The sequence below is a fragment of the Hyphomonas beringensis genome (assembly GCF_000682755.1).
Lineage (GTDB): Bacteria > Pseudomonadota > Alphaproteobacteria > Caulobacterales > Hyphomonadaceae > Hyphomonas > Hyphomonas beringensis.
Genome location: NZ_AWFF01000001.1, coordinates 200,610 through 216,597, shown reverse-complemented (window position 1 = coordinate 216,597; position 15,988 = coordinate 200,610). Strand labels below are relative to the sequence as shown.

General features: G+C 58.6%; 13 protein-coding genes. 9 read left to right on the top strand and 4 right to left on the bottom strand.

Annotated elements, in window-relative coordinates; genetic code table 11:
* The first annotated feature begins 41 nt into the window (after positions 1 to 41).
* Positions 42 to 1,016, top strand: a complete 975-nt coding sequence (locus HY29_RS01005; protein WP_034790090.1) for a hypothetical protein — start codon at positions 42 to 44, stop codon at positions 1,014 to 1,016.
* A 42-nt stretch (positions 1,017 to 1,058) separates the two neighbouring features.
* Positions 1,059 to 2,471 carry an alanine/glycine:cation symporter family protein gene (locus HY29_RS01000; RefSeq protein ID WP_034790087.1) on the top strand — a complete coding sequence of 471 codons (1,413 nt, stop codon included), beginning with the start codon at positions 1,059 to 1,061 and terminating at the stop codon, positions 2,469 to 2,471.
* A gap of 29 nt (positions 2,472 to 2,500) precedes the next feature.
* On the opposite strand, the gene HY29_RS00995 is transcribed toward HY29_RS01000, so the two are convergent.
* Positions 2,501 to 3,940 (bottom strand): helix-turn-helix domain-containing protein, encoded by a 1,440-nt coding sequence (locus HY29_RS00995; RefSeq protein WP_034790065.1) that lies wholly within the window; start codon positions 3,938 to 3,940, stop codon positions 2,501 to 2,503.
* Positions 3,941 to 4,095: 155 nt separating this feature from the next.
* Here HY29_RS00995 and aceB point away from each other — a divergent pair, with 155 nt between their 5' ends.
* The 4 genes from aceB to HY29_RS00975 all read left to right on the top strand — a co-directional run bounded on the left by aceB (position 4,096) and on the right by HY29_RS00975 (position 9,942).
* Positions 4,096 to 5,733, top strand: coding sequence for a malate synthase A (gene aceB, locus HY29_RS00990; protein ID WP_051601020.1), 1,638 nt, complete (start codon positions 4,096 to 4,098; stop codon positions 5,731 to 5,733).
* Positions 5,734 to 5,778: 45 nt separating this feature from the next.
* Positions 5,779 to 7,401, top strand: coding sequence for an isocitrate lyase (locus HY29_RS00985; RefSeq protein WP_034790063.1), 1,623 nt, complete (start codon positions 5,779 to 5,781; stop codon positions 7,399 to 7,401).
* A 478-nt stretch (positions 7,402 to 7,879) separates the two neighbouring features.
* Positions 7,880 to 9,499, top strand: coding sequence for a BCCT family transporter (locus HY29_RS00980; RefSeq protein WP_051600984.1), 1,620 nt, complete (start codon positions 7,880 to 7,882; stop codon positions 9,497 to 9,499).
* Positions 9,500 to 9,501: 2 nt separating this feature from the next.
* Complete coding sequence (locus HY29_RS00975; protein ID WP_034790061.1) at positions 9,502 to 9,942, top strand: universal stress protein; 441 nt, start codon at positions 9,502 to 9,504, stop codon at positions 9,940 to 9,942.
* Between the two features lie 4 nt (positions 9,943 to 9,946).
* Here the strand turns inward: HY29_RS00975 and HY29_RS18150 are convergent, their stop codons facing one another.
* A complete protein-coding gene (locus HY29_RS18150; protein WP_051600983.1) occupies positions 9,947 to 10,666 on the bottom strand; it encodes a 4'-phosphopantetheinyl transferase family protein in 720 nt (239 codons plus the stop codon).
* A gap of 255 nt (positions 10,667 to 10,921) precedes the next feature.
* Between HY29_RS18150 and HY29_RS00965 the strand changes: the two genes are divergently transcribed.
* Entirely contained in the window at positions 10,922 to 11,296 is a 375-nt protein-coding gene (locus HY29_RS00965) for a hypothetical protein (protein ID WP_155838158.1), read from the top strand.
* Between the two features lie 87 nt (positions 11,297 to 11,383).
* Here HY29_RS00965 and HY29_RS00960 read toward each other — a convergent pair whose 3' ends face one another.
* The gene (locus HY29_RS00960) at positions 11,384 to 12,169 is read right to left on the bottom strand and encodes an enoyl-CoA hydratase/isomerase family protein (protein WP_034790057.1); all 786 of its coding nucleotides are present in this window, start codon (positions 12,167 to 12,169) and stop codon (positions 11,384 to 11,386) included.
* A 387-nt stretch (positions 12,170 to 12,556) separates the two neighbouring features.
* On the opposite strand from HY29_RS00960, the gene HY29_RS00955 reads away from it, so the two are divergent.
* Together HY29_RS00955 and HY29_RS00950 are read left to right on the top strand one after the other, a co-directional pair.
* Positions 12,557 to 13,621 (top strand): ATP-grasp domain-containing protein, encoded by a 1,065-nt coding sequence (locus tag HY29_RS00955; protein ID WP_034790055.1) that lies wholly within the window; start codon positions 12,557 to 12,559, stop codon positions 13,619 to 13,621.
* A 102-nt stretch (positions 13,622 to 13,723) separates the two neighbouring features.
* Positions 13,724 to 14,764 carry an acyltransferase family protein gene (locus HY29_RS00950; RefSeq protein WP_051600982.1) on the top strand — a complete coding sequence of 347 codons (1,041 nt, stop codon included), beginning with the start codon at positions 13,724 to 13,726 and terminating at the stop codon, positions 14,762 to 14,764.
* Positions 14,765 to 14,806: 42 nt separating this feature from the next.
* Here HY29_RS00950 and ychF read toward each other — a convergent pair whose 3' ends face one another.
* On the bottom strand, positions 14,807 to 15,904 hold the full coding sequence (ychF, locus tag HY29_RS00945) for a redox-regulated ATPase YchF (protein WP_034790051.1): 1,098 nt from the start codon (positions 15,902 to 15,904) through the stop codon (positions 14,807 to 14,809).
* Between the last annotated feature and the right edge of the window lie 84 nt (positions 15,905 to 15,988).

Genomic DNA, 15,988 nt, shown 5'->3' with positions numbered 1-15,988 from the left:
GCGCCCTCTGAAGGCAGGCTCATGCGATTTGAGGTAAGGACATGAAAACACTTTTCTATGGCGTATGCGGGGCAGCATTCCTTCTTTCGGGATGTGCCACCAACGGAGCATATTCTTCGCAGGCCGCTGTCTCTGAACAGGCCATGGAGGAGTCTCTCCCCATGGTGGGCGGAGAGGTTCAGGCAATTTCGTTCCTCGGCCAGCCGCTGTACAGAAACAACACGGCCCCTGAACTTGATGCCCAGGCGAAGATCAATGCATTGCTCGCCTCAAACGCGCCTACCGAAGACGCGTTTTTGGAACTCGGCGCTGAACTTGCCGGCAACGGGCAGTATCAGGAGGCCATCGGAGCCTATTCTGAGGGCATTCTCCTGCATCCGGACTCCTTCAAGCTTCGCCGCCACCGCGCGCATCGCTATCTGACGGTCAGAGAGATCGAAAAAGCCCATGCCGATCTGGATGAGGCCCTGGAACTGGTTAATCTTGAAGCGACGCCCTCTATCGAGATGAAGGGTGGGCAGCCGCATGGCTCTTACGAGCACTGGATCTGGTATCACCTCGGCATCTATTATTACCTGACTCAGGATTATGACAGCGCCGCCATGGCGTATGAGCATTGTCTTGAGACCGCCTCATCGAACGACATGCTGATCGGTGTGGTCGACTGGCTGTACAATATCTACCGAAAGAATGGCGAAGACGCGAAGGCTGAAGCCATTCTGCAGCGCATTCCGGCGGACATAGAGGCAGACAAGACTTATCCCTATTATAAGCGCGTCATGTTCTATAAGGGACTCATGTCTGCGGATGAAATCCTTGACCCGGCCAAGCCACTAGAAGAGTGGAATGCCCGTGACGCCACGATTGCCTATGCCCTGTCGAACTGGGCCGGTTTCAATGGTGATGTCGCGACAGCAAATGAGCTGCGTGCCCAGGTTCTGGCCACGAATGTCTGGAATATCTGGGCATATATTTGCGCCGAGAAGGAAGAGGCCGTTTATCAGGCTCAAAACTAGTCGGGATAGCAGGGGGTATCTGTGCCAGAACTGACATACTACATGGAATTTTTCGCGGCGCGGTTCGTAGCGTTTATCGGACAAGCCGCGAACTTTGTCTGGGGGCCGCCGCTGGTCTTCCTGGTGTCAGGCGCGGGCCTGTTCTTCTTCCTGTATTCGCGTGGCTTGCCATTCCGCCACTTCCAGCTGGCGCTCGGCGTGCTGGCTGGCAAGCATGACAGCACCTCTTCGCCGGGGCTTGTCAGCCACTTCCAGGCGCTGTCGGTTGCACTGGCGGCAACCATCGGCATGGGCAACATTGCGGGCGTAGCCGTGGCCATCAAGATGGGCGGGCCGGGCGCGATCTTCTGGATGTGGATTTCGGCCATTCTCGGCATGGCGACGAAATACTTCACATGTTCGCTGGCGGTCATGTATCGCGGACGGGATTCTGCCGGCGTGCTGCAGGGCGGCCCGATGTATGTCATCGTGGAAGGCCTCGGCAAAAGGTGGAAGCCGCTTGCCATCTGGTTCTGCATCGCCGGTATGGCGGGTTGCCTGCCGATCTTCAATGCCAACCAGCTGACCCAGGCCGTCCGCGAGATCGCCCTTGAGCCCGCAGGTCTCACATCGGCTGGCATGGCCAGCGCTGTAATCGGCGTGACACTGATGGCCCTGACCGCCGCGGTTGTGTTTGGGGGCCTGACGCGGATCAGCCATGCGACGGCCCTGCTGGTGCCGGCCATGGTGGTGGTCTATGTCGTGGCCGTTGTCGGTATCATCCTGATCAATATCTCCGAGGTGCCGAAGTACCTCACCCTGATTTTCACCGATGCCTTTGGCGCAAACTTCTTTGGCGGAGAGCCGATGTTCGGCGGCGCACTGGGCGGTCTCATCCTGCTGGGCGTGCGCCGGGCGGCCTTCTCCAATGAAGCGGGTCTCGGCACAGCGCCGATGGCGCATGGCGCGGCCAAGACGTCAGAGCCCGTGCATGAGGGTCTCGTCGCAATGCTGGGTCCGGTGATCGACACGTTGATCGTGTGCACGATGACAGCGCTGGCCATCCTGATGACCGGTGTCTGGCAGACCGGAGACGGCAGCGGCGTCACGCTAACGGCAAATGCCTTCGAGGCTGCATATCCGGGCTTTGGCGGCTATATCCTGCTGCTCTGCATCCTGGCGTTCGGCATCTCGTCGCTCTTCTCTTATTCATATTACGGAATGAAGTGCTTTTCCTTCCTGTTCGGGGCAGGGCGGGTGAACATCTATGCGGCGTTCTATGTAGGCACGATACTGCTCGGCGCGATCGCGTCTATGGATGTGATTCTGAACTTCATCGATCTCAGTTTTGCGCTGATGTCCGTTCCGACCCTCGTCTCGGCGCTCATCCTCTCTCCCAAAGTGGTCAAGGAGACACGGCGCTACTTCGCGCGGAAGGGCGAGCGGGCCGTGGCTGAGGCTGGCGGGGAGCTCTAGGCTCCAGCCGGGCTGGGCTGCACGCAAAGCTAATCCGTCTCGAACCGGAAGACGGAGACACCGCGCGACCGCGTGTCGAAGATCAGCTTCTTGTTGAGCGGGGCGTGCGCGCGCGATGGGCAGTTTTCCCGTTCGCACATATAGCAGTTCACGCCGATCTTCTCTGGCGTCATGGCCTCAAGGTTCAGGTTCTGCGCATAGATCAGCCGCGGCGCATAGGCGATGTCACAGCCTAGGCCGATGGCGTATTTCGTCTGGTGCTGGTCATAGGCACCTTCCGCACGGGACATCGTGCGCGCAATCGAGAAATAGGTCGTATTGTCCGGCATCTCGATGATCTGTGTCCGCACTTGTCCCGGCGTGGCGAAACAATCATGGATGTTCCAGAGCGGGCAGGCACCGCCGAATTTCGAAAAGTGAAACCGCCCTGCGCTGAAGCGCTTTGAGACATTGCCTGCACTGTCCATCCGGACAAAGAAGAACGGGATGCCACGTGCATCGGGCTTCTGCAGCGTCGTCATGCGGTGGGCAACCTGCTCAAAGCTTGCGCCGAAGCGATGGCTCAGCAATTCGACATCATACTTTGTCGCCTCGCATTCCTTCAGGAAGCGGGAATAGGGCATCAGAAGTGCGGCGGCGAAATAGTTCGCCAGGCTCAGATAGGCCAGTTCCTCGGCGCTCCGGTCTGGCAGGCCGGCGCGGTCGACATGCTCCCGGAAGAGGGGGGCGTATTCCAGAAGGGCCACCTGCACCGCCAGCTGAAAACGGCGACCTGACTGGCGCAGCAATTCCGACAGATCAATCCGCCGGTGGTGCCGGTCGAAATAGCGCAACTGGTTCGGCATCACATGCGTCGGCACGATGCGCACCTGGTAATTGTGTTTGGTCTTCAGGCGGTCCGTCAGCGTTGTGTGCGGCTCGTCTGTGCTCAGGAACAGTTCAGACGACAACTTCTCCGCTTCTGCTTCCAGTTCCGGGAAATAGTTGCGGTGAACATGGAAGAACTCGCGCACCGAATCCACGCTGCGGTCAGACTGCTCCAGCACTTCCACCTTTTCCCGGTCGGCCAGCGGGTTGGCGTCTGAATAGAGGCGCATGCTCAGTTCACGGTGATTTGTGTAGAGGCGCAGAAAGGCCCGTGCGATATCCGGGTTTGCGTTGACGATGTCTTCCGCGTCATTCTTGCCGACAGGCCCGGCCTCCAGCGCGGGGTCCCGCAGCGCCTCCAGCAATTCAGACACAAGCCGTGCATCGCCTGCGCCGCCGACATCTGTCATGTCGAAATCATAGACCTGCGCCAGCGTCACCAGCAGGTTCGCGCTGATCGGGCGCTGATTGCCTTCAATCAGATTAATGTAGCTGGCCGAGACTCCCAGGTCTTCGCCCATTTGTGCCTGCGTGATCCCAAGCGTCCGGCGAAGCCGCCTGAGCCTTGGGCCAATTAGGATTTTTTCTTTCCGGACACTCATGAAGGCACTCTCAAATGTTACAAACATTACAAAACAATCGTGTTAATGTTTACACGACAAACTAAAAAACCCAATACAAACATTGATGTACTGGATTTATCGCCTCCCTGTAAATAGTGTTGTGTCAACAAAGCAATGCAAGGGAGTTTGTGATCGTGTCTGCAACAGCCATCCTCGAAAAGCCGTCAAACCAAGCCAATTCGGTAGAGATCGCCGGAAATGCGGAAGGTGTTGAGCGCGTCCTGACACCAGAAGCCCTGGCCTTTCTGGCCGAACTGGAGCGCACCTTCGGCCCGCGCCGCCGCGAACTGCTCGCCGCCCGAGTGGCCCGTCAGGCCCGCTTCGACGCAGGCGAGCTGCCGGACTTCCTGCCGGAGACAAAGAATGTCCGGAATGGTTGCTGGGAGGTCGAGCCCATCCCCGCCGTGCTGAAAGACCGCCGCGTGGAAATCACCGGTCCTGTGGATCGCAAGATGATGATCAACGCGCTGAACTCCGGCGCAAAGATGTTCATGGCGGATTTTGAGGATGCCTCTTCGCCCACCTTCACGAACATGATCGAAGGTCAGGTCAATATGCAGGATTTCGCCAATGGCGAGCTTGCCTATAGCGACCCGAAGAATGGCAAATCCTACAGCCTGAATGACGAGATCGCCATCATGATCGTGCGTCCGCGCGGCTGGCATATGGAAGAGGCCCACCTCTTGGTAGATGGTCAGCCCATGTCGGCCAGCCTGTTCGATTTCGGCCTGCACATCTTCCACAATGGCGCCAAGCTGACCGAGCAGGGCGTGGGCCCGTTCTATTACCTGCCCAAACTGGAAAGCCATCTTGAGGCGCGCCTCTGGGATGAAGTGTTCGAGCACGCTCAGAAGGCGCTGGGCATTCCGGTCGGCACGATCAAGGCAACGGTGCTGATCGAAACCCTGCCGGCCGCGTTCGAGATGGACGAGATCCTCTATGAGCTGCGCCGTCACGCTGCGGGTCTGAATTGTGGCCGCTGGGACTACATCTTCTCCTACATCAAGACGCTGCGCCAGCATGGCCAATATGTACTGCCGGACCGCGCCCAGGTCGGCATGGACCGCGCCTTCCTGAAGGCCTACTCGCTGCTGCTTATCAAGACCTGCCACAGCCGCCGTGCCCATGCGATGGGCGGCATGGCAGCGCAGATCCCGGTCAAGAATGATGAGGCCGCCAATGACGCCGCTTTCGAAAAGGTGAAGGCTGACAAACTGCGCGAAGTTCGCGCCGGGCATGACGGCACCTGGGTGGCGCACCCCGCACTGGTTCCGGTGGCCATGGATGTCTTCAACCAGCACATGCCCGCCTGTAACCAGGTTCTGTCCCAGCGCAGCTTCCCGCCGATCGGCCAGAAGGATCTGCTCAAGCCACATACGGGCGAGATCACAGAGTCTGGTGTACGGACGAATATTTCCGTCGGCATCGAATATACGGCCGCATGGCTGAATGGCCGCGGCGCTGTGCCGATCCACAATCTGATGGAAGATGCCGCCACGGCGGAAATTTCCCGCAGCCAGATCTGGCAGTGGATCCACCACAAGGCTGACGTGAAGACCGACAGTGGCGAGGCAAGGCAATTCACCGCGCAATGGTTCCGCTCCATCCTCGATGAAGAGTTGACCGCCATTCGGGAAATGATCGGCGCCGAGGCCTATGATCAGGGCCGCTATGAACTCGCCGCGAAAATCTTCAGCGAGACCGCAACAGGCAAAGACCTACCGGACTTCCTGACGCTCCCCGCCTACGAGGCACTGCGCAATCTCGACTGATCTGAATACCCAAACATCCAAGCACCCCCACAAGGAGACACGATAATGTCTAAACGCCCCACCTATGACCAATTGCGCGCTGAAGTTCTGAAACGCTATCCCGATGGCGTCACCCCAGCCGGCATCAGCATTGATGATATTGTTCAGCTGAAGCTTCAGAACACCTACTCCACGCATCTGGATATCGCCCGCGAAATGGCTGGCGTAATGCGCGAAGACATGGCCGCTTATGATGCGGACCATGGCAAGTTCACCCAGTCGCTCGGCTGCTGGTCCGGCTATCACGCCCACCAGATGATCAAATCCGTGAAGCGCATGCGCGGCACGGCCAAGGGCACCTATGTGTACCTGTCCGGCTGGATGGTTGCCGGCCTGCGCAACCGCTTCGGTCACCAGCCTGACCAGTCCATGCATGAGAAAACCGCTGTCGTGGACCTGATCGAGGAGATCTATGTCTCCCTGCGTCAGGCCGACGAAGTTGCCCTGAATGATCTGTTCCGTGAGCTGAAGTCTGCCAAGGAAAAAGGCGCGCCTGCCGATGTGATCGAAACCATCGTTCAGCGCATCGACACGTTCGAATCCCATGTCGTGCCGATCATTGCTGACATCGATGCCGGTTTCGGCAATGAGCACGCGACCTATCTGCTCGCCAAGGAAATGATCAAGGCCGGTGCCTGCTGTATTCAAATCGAGAACCAGGTGTCTGACGCCAAACAGTGCGGCCACCAGGATGGCAAGGTTACGGTGCCGCGTGAAGACTTCATCGAAAAGCTGCGCGCCTGCCGTCTGGCCTTTGAGGAACTGGGCGTTGACGATGGCGTCATCGTGGCGCGGACAGACAGCCTCGGCGCTGGCCTGACGCAGAAGATCCCGGTCTCCCAACAGCCCGGCGATCTGGCCTCCGAATACATCAAATGGCTCGATACCGAAGACATCACGCCAGCTAACCCGCTGAAAGATGGGGACGTTGCCCTCCAGAAAGACGGCAAGCTGGTCAAGCCGGTACGTCTGGCGAACGGCCTCTACAAGTTCCGCGAAGGCACGGGCGCTGACCGTGTGGTGGAAGACTGTATCTCCAGCCTCACCATTGGCGGCGCAGACCTGCTCTGGATCGAAACCGATACACCAAACGTCGACGTCATTGCCGGCATGGTGAACCGCATCAAGGAAGTCGTTCCGAATGCAAAGCTGACCTACAATAACAGCCCCAGCTTCAACTGGACGCTCAATCTGCGCAAACAGGTGCGTGCGGACTGGCTGGAAGCTGGCAAGATCTCCGACGGGGAATATCCGGAGGCAGAGCTTATGTCCGCGCGCTTTGACGAAACGGAACTCGGCCAGGAAGCGGATGCCCGCCTGAAGCGCTTCCAGTACGACATTAGCGACCGCGCCGGTGTCTTCCACAACCTGATTACACTGCCAACCTTCCACATGACGGCCTTCGCCATGGACGAGCTCTCCAAGGGCTATTTCGGCGAGAACAAGATGGCCGCCTATGTGCAGACGATCCAGCGCCGCGAAATCCGCAATGGCGTGTCGGCAGTGAAACACCAGCACGAAGTCGGCTCCGACCTTGGCGATACGTTCAAGGAAATGGTGGCCGGTGAGCGCGCCCTGAAGGCGGGCGGCGTGCACAACACGATGAATCAGTTCGAAAACGTCGCCTGATTTATCGTCTCAATCCTACTCTCCATACCTTTCAGCCCGGCTTCGGCCGGGCTTTTTTTGTTCTGGCGCCGGGGCTCTAACTCCATTCTGCGTTCTCAAATACTTAGAGTGTCGAAACATGTTCACCCGCCGGAAGCCTCTGTGACGCGCGCTTGCTCTGCCTGCGGGCACAACAGCCTTTCGGCGGCCAAAGCATTGACTTACCTGTCTGAAAATTTAACTGGTGGGGTGAGGTTCAAATCCGGGACTCGTAGCGCTCCATGCAGATGAGGCGTGCGGTCCGCAAGGCGGGGAAGCCGGTCAGCATGAGCAACCGGGCAGGCGGTCTATCGATTAGCCCAGCATATTTCCTTCGCAAGGGTGCCTCGGATCGACGGTGCTTGGTGGCGTCCCGCATGCCATGGCCTCATGGACATGGGTCTCGGTGCGGAGCCTTTTTCGCTTCGCGTGATTTTCAGGAAGAGTGAGCTGTAGACATATGACGGATGAGAACGAGCAGATAGAAGAGAGCGAGTATAGCTACGACACAGACCACACGGTTGGTGACGACAATGTCAACTTCGCGGGTCTGGATGTTCACAACCCTGTTTTCTTCATCAGCGCGGCCATCGTACTCGGTTTTGTGGCCCTCTCGCTCGCCATGCCGAATGAGGTTCGCGCTGGCGTGACGGCCATGAAAGACGCGACGCTCGTCAATCTGGACTGGTTCTTCGCTCTGATCCCGACAGTCGTGGCGCTATTTTGTGCCGGACTGGCCATTTCCTCTCTCGGCTCCATCCGTTTGGGTGGGCCGGACGCGGAACCGGAATTCGGTTTCTTCTCCTGGATCGCCATGCTGTTTGCGGCCGGCATCGGGATTGGCTTCATGTTCTATGGCGCAGCTGAGCCGCTGGCCTTCTACAGCGACTGGGGGGGCACGCCGCTGAATGCTGCGGCCGGGACTGAAGAGGCGAAACGTCTGGCCTTCGGAGCAACGCTGTTCCATTGGTGCCTGACGCCCTGGAGCATCTATGCCGTGGTCGGCCTGTCGCTAGGCTATTTCGCGCATAGCCGCGGCTTGCCGATGACGATCCGGTCTGTCTTCTACCCCCTGATCGGGGATCGTATCTGGGGTTGGCCGGGCCACATCATCGACATTCTGGCCGTTATCTCCACCATCTTCGGTCTTGCCACTACCATTGGCATTGGCGCCACACAGGCGGCGACAGGCGTTGGCTTCCTGGTGGGGTTTGATGCCGGTCTGGGGGCTCAGGTCGTGCTGATCCTGGTGATGACCGGCATTGCCGGCATCTCGGTGTGGCGCGGCGTGGATGGCGGCGTGAAACTCCTGTCGAACATCAACATGATCATCGCCGGTCTTCTGCTCCTCTTCGTCATTTTCTTCGGGCCGACTGTCAGCATCCTGACCGGCATTTTTGAAAATATTGGCACCTATTTCGTTGAAGCGCCGTCCCTGATGACCTGGGTCGGCCGTGAGGATACCGAATGGTTCCATGCCTGGACCATCTTCTACTGGGCCTGGTGGATTTCCTGGTCGCCCTTTGTCGGCATGTTCATCGCCCGCATTTCGCGTGGGCGCAGCGTGCGTACATATGTGATCTCCGTTCTGCTGGTGCCTTCCTTTATCAGCGTCGTATGGTTCACCGGCTTTGGTTCGGCAGCTATCGACGTCTACAATGGGGAAAATACCGCCCTGTCTGGAGGCATTGGCGAGGTCTCGCTTGTCCTGTTCCAGCTGCTCTCAGAGATGCCCTTCTTCGCTGTCACAGCATCTGCGTCTCTGATTCTGCTGCTTGTCTTCATCGTCACGTCAGCTGACTCCGGTGCGCTGGTCGTGGACAGTATTACGGCAGGCGGCAAGACGACCTCTCCTGCCTTGCAGCGCCTGTTCTGGGTGTTCGTGCTCGGTGTGCTCGCCTCCGTCCTTTTGTATGGTGGTGGCAAGTCCACGCTCAAATCGCTACAATCAGGTATTATCGCTACGGCCACGCCATTCGCGATTATCTTGTTGCTGGCCTGTGTCAGTCTGCTAGTCGGGCTGTTGGATGAAAAACGGCAAGCCAAGAAAGCGGCAGAGCTTGCCGCCGAGGAGGGATAAGCATGTCAGACAATGAAGTGACGCTGGAAGACCTGAACTTCGCGCCAAAGAACATCCTTGTTCTTGTCGACATGAAGCACAAGGATCACGCCGACAAGGCGCTGAACCTGGCAGGATGGATGGCCAAGGCCATGTCGTCGAACCTCACACTGATGACGGTGGCCTTTCCGCTGGGCAAGCACATCTCCGATGTCCCGGAGAAGCGCAAACCGGAATTTCTGGAATATGTCCGTCGGCAATCCGAGAAGCTGGATGTCACGATAGAGCCCTTGTTCACCATCCATGAATCCGTGGTGCATGAAGTTGTTCGCGTCGCAGAGAAGCGCAAGATCGATCTCATCATCCTGCAATCAGGCCCGACCAAAATGGTCGAGCATGTGCTTGGCTCCAAGGCATCGAGCATTTCCCTGAAATCCAAATGCTCGGTTTTCGTCGTCCGCTAGCGGGTCACACGATCTGGAAGCAGGTGAGCGCGCGCCCGGTCCCGGTTGTCGCAAGGGCGGCCTTGTAGCCGGGCAGGGCGGGCAGGTCATTCAGCTCAAATTCGAGTAGAGTGCTGGCGCGTCCCTCCGCGCGCAGCAGGCGCGCGGGCTCGGCTGGATAGACTGTCACTTCAAACTCCTTCAGCGGCACACCCATGCCGCGACCGTCGGCCTTGATCAGGGCTTCCTTGCGCGTCCAGCAGGTCAGGAACGCTTCCATCTGCTGCGCTTGCGGCAAGGCGAGGATGGCGTTCGTCTCGGCTGGCGCGAATGTATTGCGGGCCAGCGCCTGCATCTGGTCGATCTGGCGAACTGCCTCAATGTCCACCCCCAGCTCTCCCCCGAGGCTGATGGCCAGCACCGCCCGGTCAGCAGAGTGAGACAGATTGAAACTCAGCGCCGTGCCGTCACGCGTGACGAGCCCCGGTTTGCCCTTCTGGCCAGCCACAAAGCTCAGCTCCGCTGGCAGGCCTGCGCCATATGCGCTGAGGATGTACCGCGTGAGGCCATGAAACGCTGTGAAGCGTACGCGGTGCTCTGGCATGACAAGGCAGTCCACGCGATCGCGCTCTTCCGCTGAGAGCACGCTCGCCATCTCCGGTGCAGGGCACGGGCTGGGCAGCAACCAGATATGTACGCCATCCTCCTCCAGCGCGGGCAGGTCAGTCGTTGCAACCTTCCCCATCACATGCCGAAGGGGCACGCTTTGATAGGCTGAAAGCTGCTCGGCCCTGACGGCCTGACGGGAAGGGGAGTTCGGAATGGCGGCCTCCGGCTTTTACGCTCCCCTCATCCATCGCGCGTCTGGGCCCCAGGCGCAAGCTTGCCTCCTTGTCATCCCGGTCACTTATCCCACAAATTTTCCGCCCCAACCTGCAGCAAACACTGGGGTAAAAATAAACTTGTCCGACACCCTCCGTTCCCGGTGTATATTGGGAACATGACAGATCCGCGCTTTGCCCCGGCTTTTGCCTATGTCCACCCGGTCTTCTGGCCGTGGTTGTGGCTGCAACTTTGGGCCATCGCGAAATATCAGAAAGAGACCGGGCAGCACTTCCTGTTGCGCATCACACGCTATGGCTCCGTCCGTTTGAAATACGCGTCCGACCGCCCGAAGCCAAAACCGAAAAATCTCTACAAATATGAAGCGCCTGCTGTGCCCGCCTGGGAACGCCCGGCGCTGGGCAGTGACCTGCCAATTGAGTTTGCAGAGGACGCCCAGCCGCTCTTGCTGAGCGCGCTGTGCAACGTCATGGAAGCTGCAATCGCAGAATTGCGTGCTGTTCACTCAGCGCCCGCTATCGACACGTCCTGATACGGAACTTCCTGCCCGAACTCAGCTCCCCTTACCGGATGGCCCCCGCCATGCCGGGCGCACGTGCTGGCAGAAACGTAACTCTGTCTAGCGGAATGTGAATTTCGCGGGCCGCTTCTCAAGGAAGGCCTTGTAGCCATCCTGAAAGTCTTCATTCGTGAAGCCACTCAGGAACAACGCATTCGCCTCTGGCGTGGCATTGTCCCAGCCCTGGCTGACGCCTTCGAACATCTGCTTGATCGCGCGGGTGGACCATTGCGAGACGGCCCCCATGGCCCCCGCCATCTCATACGCCGCGCTCAGTGCCTGCCCCTTCGGGACCAGCCGGTTGATCAGCCCCATACGGAAGGCTTCCTCGCCGTCGAACAAGCGGCCTGTCAGAAGAATGTCCTTCGCATTGGGCACGCCGACAATCTCTGCCAGGCGGCGTGTATCATCCGCCGGATAGACGATGCCCAGCCGCGCAGGTGTCACCGCAAAGCGAGAGCCCTCCGCCGCGACGCGCAGATCTGCGGCCATGGCCAGGCTGACGCCGCCGCCCACGCACGCCCCTTCAATGGAGGCGATCACAGGCTTCGGGCAATTGGCCAGGCTGTTCACTGTGCGTGTGATGGTGTCGGCGGAGGCCTGCGCCGCTTCTTCGGTGGCGTAGATCACCTCGAATTCGGAAATGTCCGCGCCAGCTGCGAACGCGCCCGCCGTGCCGCCATGCAGGATGATCACCTTGACCGTCTTCTCGGCAACAGCCTGATCGACAAGGGCAGGGATCGCGCCCCACATGTCGGATGACAGCGCGTTGCGCTTTTCCGGCTTGTCCAGAATGATCTCGGCCGTTTCGTCATTTAGCTTCAGGCGAATGGAGGATGACGTCATGGCTCGGGCCTCTTGTCTGTTCGATTGGGAGTGCCCCGATTTAGGCCAGTGGCCCCCCAAGGGCCAGCCCCGATATGGCACGCCGGTTGCCCCTGCAACGTGGAGTGGGCCCCGGTTTATGTCTGCGCCGTGGCGTTGCGTCTGTAAAACCGAAGATGAAAGACTGCTTCAAGACCACGCGGCTGATACCCTTCTTTGCCGTACAACAAGATGAGTCGAGTGGTTTGAAATCGCAAAACGACAGATAAGACTTACGATATGTGAAGAAGTGCCACGCTATCACGTGTCTCTACTTATTGTATGGCATAGCGCTTGCCTAAATGAATACTATAGGATCAGCAGAACGCTAATCCTGGATTTATATAGCACCCGGGGAGACATCAGACGGTGACGAAGAGTAACATTCTGGTTGTGGCACATGGGGAAAAGCGCGGTCGGTGCGTTCCGACAGGGGACGCCTTCCTGCGCAGGCTGGCCACGACAGACAATCCACTTCTGGTGGACATGCGCCTCCATCGTACAGGCACCGGCAAACCCGACCTTTCTGACATCTCACTCGTAATCTTTTGGCTGGGCGATCCGCTTAAGCAGAAATATCCGGAATGCTATCTGGAAGCGCTGGAGATCGCGAAGGCCGCGCAGGATGCCGGCATCAAGATCGTCAACCACCCCGATGCTTTGAGCCTGACGACAAAATCCCGTCAGGCCCGCATCTGGCAGGAGCATGATGTACCGGCCGCAAAGGCGGTGGCGGTGCAGAGCCCGAGTGAACTCAACTCTGCTATTGAGAAGGTCGGCTTCCCCTGCCTGATCCGCAGCGACCAGGAACACGCCCAGCGAAATGTCATCCAGGTCGATTCCAAAAGCGATGTAGAGCGCATCACTCTCGATGATCTCCTGCCGGCCGTTGTGCTGAAGTGCCATGATGTGCGCGAGGAATATCGCCGCGCGGGTTGGGACGCTGACAGCCTGTTCTACCGCTTTCACCACAAGGCGCGCGCCATTGTCTTCCAGGACCGCGTGATCGGCAGCCATCTCTTCTTCTCGAAGGATCGTATTGTCGGCCTGTCCAATTCGCTGTTCGCCAGGGAGGAAAGACCGCGCCGCAATTTCGCACGCCGTTTCGGCTATCATCGTCAATTGCTGGACGAGATGATTGCGGTCGACAAACAGTATTTCTCTGAAGTCCCTCAGGGACATGACGATCTGGTCCGCGCGGTCTCCGTGATGGGGCTGGACTTTGCCGCGCTGGATTACAGCCTGCGTCCAGACGGATCGATCCTGATCTGGGAGGCCAATCCCTACTTCCATCTGCCGGACGGCCGCAAAAGTGTTCTGTCTGCCGAACGCGATGCCGTGGCACGAGTGAACAAGTCCTTTGACTGGATTGCCGAAAACTTCGCGCGCCTCAAGGCCGACAAGCCTGCTCTCACGATTGTGTCTTCCCAATAGGAAGAATACAGGCCAATCCTCTCAAAGTCTGGATAAATGTGGCTGAAATGTTGCAAACAGGGGTTGGGACGCCCTTGTGTGTGCAGCTTTTGGAGGGGGAAAGTGGAAGACCGGATCGGCTGGGTAGATTACGCCAAGGGCATCTGCATCATTCTTGTGGTGATGCTGCATGCGGTGCACAATGTGGAATATCTGCTGAACGGGCAGGGCTGGATGCGCCCCATTGTGGAGTTTGCCTATCCGTTCCGAATTCCTGATTTTTTCCTGATTGCCGGCCTCTTCCTCAGCCGCAGCATACATGGTCCTGTTACAGACTATATTGACCGCAAGATCGTCCACTTCATCTATTTCTATACATTGTGGGTGACCTTGCAGCTGGGCATTCTTGAGTTCGGCACCCTCACATCCAGTCCGCTCTATTTTGCCAAAATATGGCTGATGAGCTTTATCGAGCCGACCAATTCGCTGTGGTTTGTCCACATGCTGCTGGTCTTCTATGCCGTGACATGGCTGGTGCGGAATGTGCCGGTCTGGATTGTCCTGCTCGGCGCTCTGATACTGCAATCCCTCTACCAACTCGTCATCATTGATACGGGCTGGAATGTGGTGGACCGGTTCTGCAACCGCTATGTCTATTTCTATATCGGGTACGCCTTTGCGCCGCAGATCTTCGCCTTTGCCAAGCGGGCTGCGAAGTATCCTCTTCTGGGGCTCGGCGGGTTGCTCATCTGGGCCGTGCTCAACTGGTGGATGGTGCAGCATGAGATGCACTACATGTTCCTGACCAGCTTTGTGATGGGCATTGCCGGGGCGACGGCTGTGTGCGTTGTCTCTGCGCTTCTGTCGCGTTTCAGATGGGCGGGCTTCCTGCGCTATTGCGGGCGCAATTCCATCGTCATCTATCTGACCTATGCGTTCCCGCTCGCCTTCATGCTGCGGTTCGTGTTGCCCAGAACAGGCGCGCCATTCGGGGATGTCGGGCTGGCCACAGCGCTGACGCTGGCCTTCTGTGTTGGCCTGCCTTTGCTGTTCCATGCCTGCGTGCGGCACACATCGATGCGCATTCTATATGAGCGCCCGCAATGGGCCTCGCTGACACATCATCTGCGCAGGCGTGCGTTGCGCGCGGATGGGGCGCTGTAGGGCCGTGATGCCCGGCGGGAAAGCCGGGCAGGGGGCTGTGGCTTAAACGTTGAAGCGGAAGTGCAGCACATCGCCGTCCTGGACGATGTATTCCTTGCCTTCTGCGCGCATCTTGCCCGCATCCTTCGCGCCGTTCTCACCGCCGCAGGCAACATAGTCCTCAAAGGCAATGGTTTCCGCACGGATGAAGCCGCGTTCAAAGTCACCATGGATGACGCCAGCCGCTTTCGGGGCGGTCCAGCCTTCCTTGATGGTCCAGGCGCGGGCCTCTTTCGGGCCGACCGTGAAATAGGTTTGCAGGCCCAGCAGATTGTAACCGGTATGGATCAGGCGGGTCAGGCCCGGCTCTTCCAGGCCCAGCGTTTCCAGATATTCGGCGCGGTCATCATCATCCAGCAGGGCCAGTTCGCTTTCGATCTGGGCGGATATCACGACACAGGCTGCGTCTTCCTCGGCGGCGCGCTCCACGACGCGCTTGGAATAGTCATTGCCGTTTGCGGCGCTCTCTTCGTCGACATTGGCCACGAACAGCACAGGCTTTGACGTCAGCAGCTGCAGCATGTTCCAGGCCTTCATGTCGTCCTTGGAGACATCGGCGCGGCGGGCCGGGCGGCCCTCGACCAGTTCGGCCAGGGCAAGGTCTATCAGGGCAACCTGTGCCTTGGCTTCCTTGTCACCGGAATTGGCTTTCTTGATGACGCCCGCTTTACGCTTTTCCAGGCTCTCAAGATCGGCCAGCATCAGCTCTGTCTCAACGACTTCATAGTCGGCGACCGGGTCCACCTTGCCGCTGACATGCGTGATGTCGTCATTCTCGAAACAGCGTAGCACATAGATGATGGCATCCGTCTCGCGGATGTTGGCCAGGAATTTGTTGCCCAGACCTTCGCCTTTGGAGGCGCCTTCGACCAGGCCGGCAATGTCTACAAAGTTCATGCGCGCGGGAATGATTTCCTTGGAGCCGGCAATCTCTGCCAGCTTCGCCAGGCGGGGTTCTGGCACAGCCACTTCGCCGACATTCGGCTCAATCGTGCAGAAAGGATAGTTTGCCGCCTGCGCCGCTGCCGTCTGGGTCAGGGCGTTGAACAGGGTGGATTTGCCGACGTTCGGCAGGCCCACGATGCCACATTTGAAGCCCATAATGGCCTCCTCATAATTTGTCTCGTCGCGCGAATACCCGGATTTCCAACCGAAAAACAGGCTGATTTATCGCCTTACAGCGGA

Excerpts from the sequence above, each read along its gene's own strand:
- HY29_RS01005 (WP_034790090.1), top strand. The coding sequence starts at position 42 with ATGAAAACACTTTTCTATGGCGTATGCGGGGCAGCATTCCTTCTTTCG.
- HY29_RS01000 (WP_034790087.1), top strand. The coding sequence starts at position 1,059 with ATGGAATTTTTCGCGGCGCGGTTCGTAGCGTTTATCGGACAAGCCGCG.
- HY29_RS00995 (WP_034790065.1), bottom strand. The coding sequence starts at position 3,940 with ATGAGTGTCCGGAAAGAAAAAATCCTAATTGGCCCAAGGCTCAGGCGG.
- HY29_RS00985 (WP_034790063.1), top strand. The coding sequence starts at position 5,779 with ATGTCTAAACGCCCCACCTATGACCAATTGCGCGCTGAAGTTCTGAAA.
- HY29_RS00980 (WP_051600984.1), top strand. The coding sequence starts at position 7,880 with ATGACGGATGAGAACGAGCAGATAGAAGAGAGCGAGTATAGCTACGAC.
- HY29_RS00975 (WP_034790061.1), top strand. The coding sequence starts at position 9,502 with ATGTCAGACAATGAAGTGACGCTGGAAGACCTGAACTTCGCGCCAAAG.
- HY29_RS18150 (WP_051600983.1), bottom strand. The coding sequence starts at position 10,666 with ATGGGGAAGGTTGCAACGACTGACCTGCCCGCGCTGGAGGAGGATGGC.
- HY29_RS00965 (WP_155838158.1), top strand. The coding sequence starts at position 10,922 with ATGACAGATCCGCGCTTTGCCCCGGCTTTTGCCTATGTCCACCCGGTC.
- HY29_RS00960 (WP_034790057.1), bottom strand. The coding sequence starts at position 12,169 with ATGACGTCATCCTCCATTCGCCTGAAGCTAAATGACGAAACGGCCGAG.
- ychF (WP_034790051.1), bottom strand. The coding sequence starts at position 15,904 with ATGGGCTTCAAATGTGGCATCGTGGGCCTGCCGAACGTCGGCAAATCC.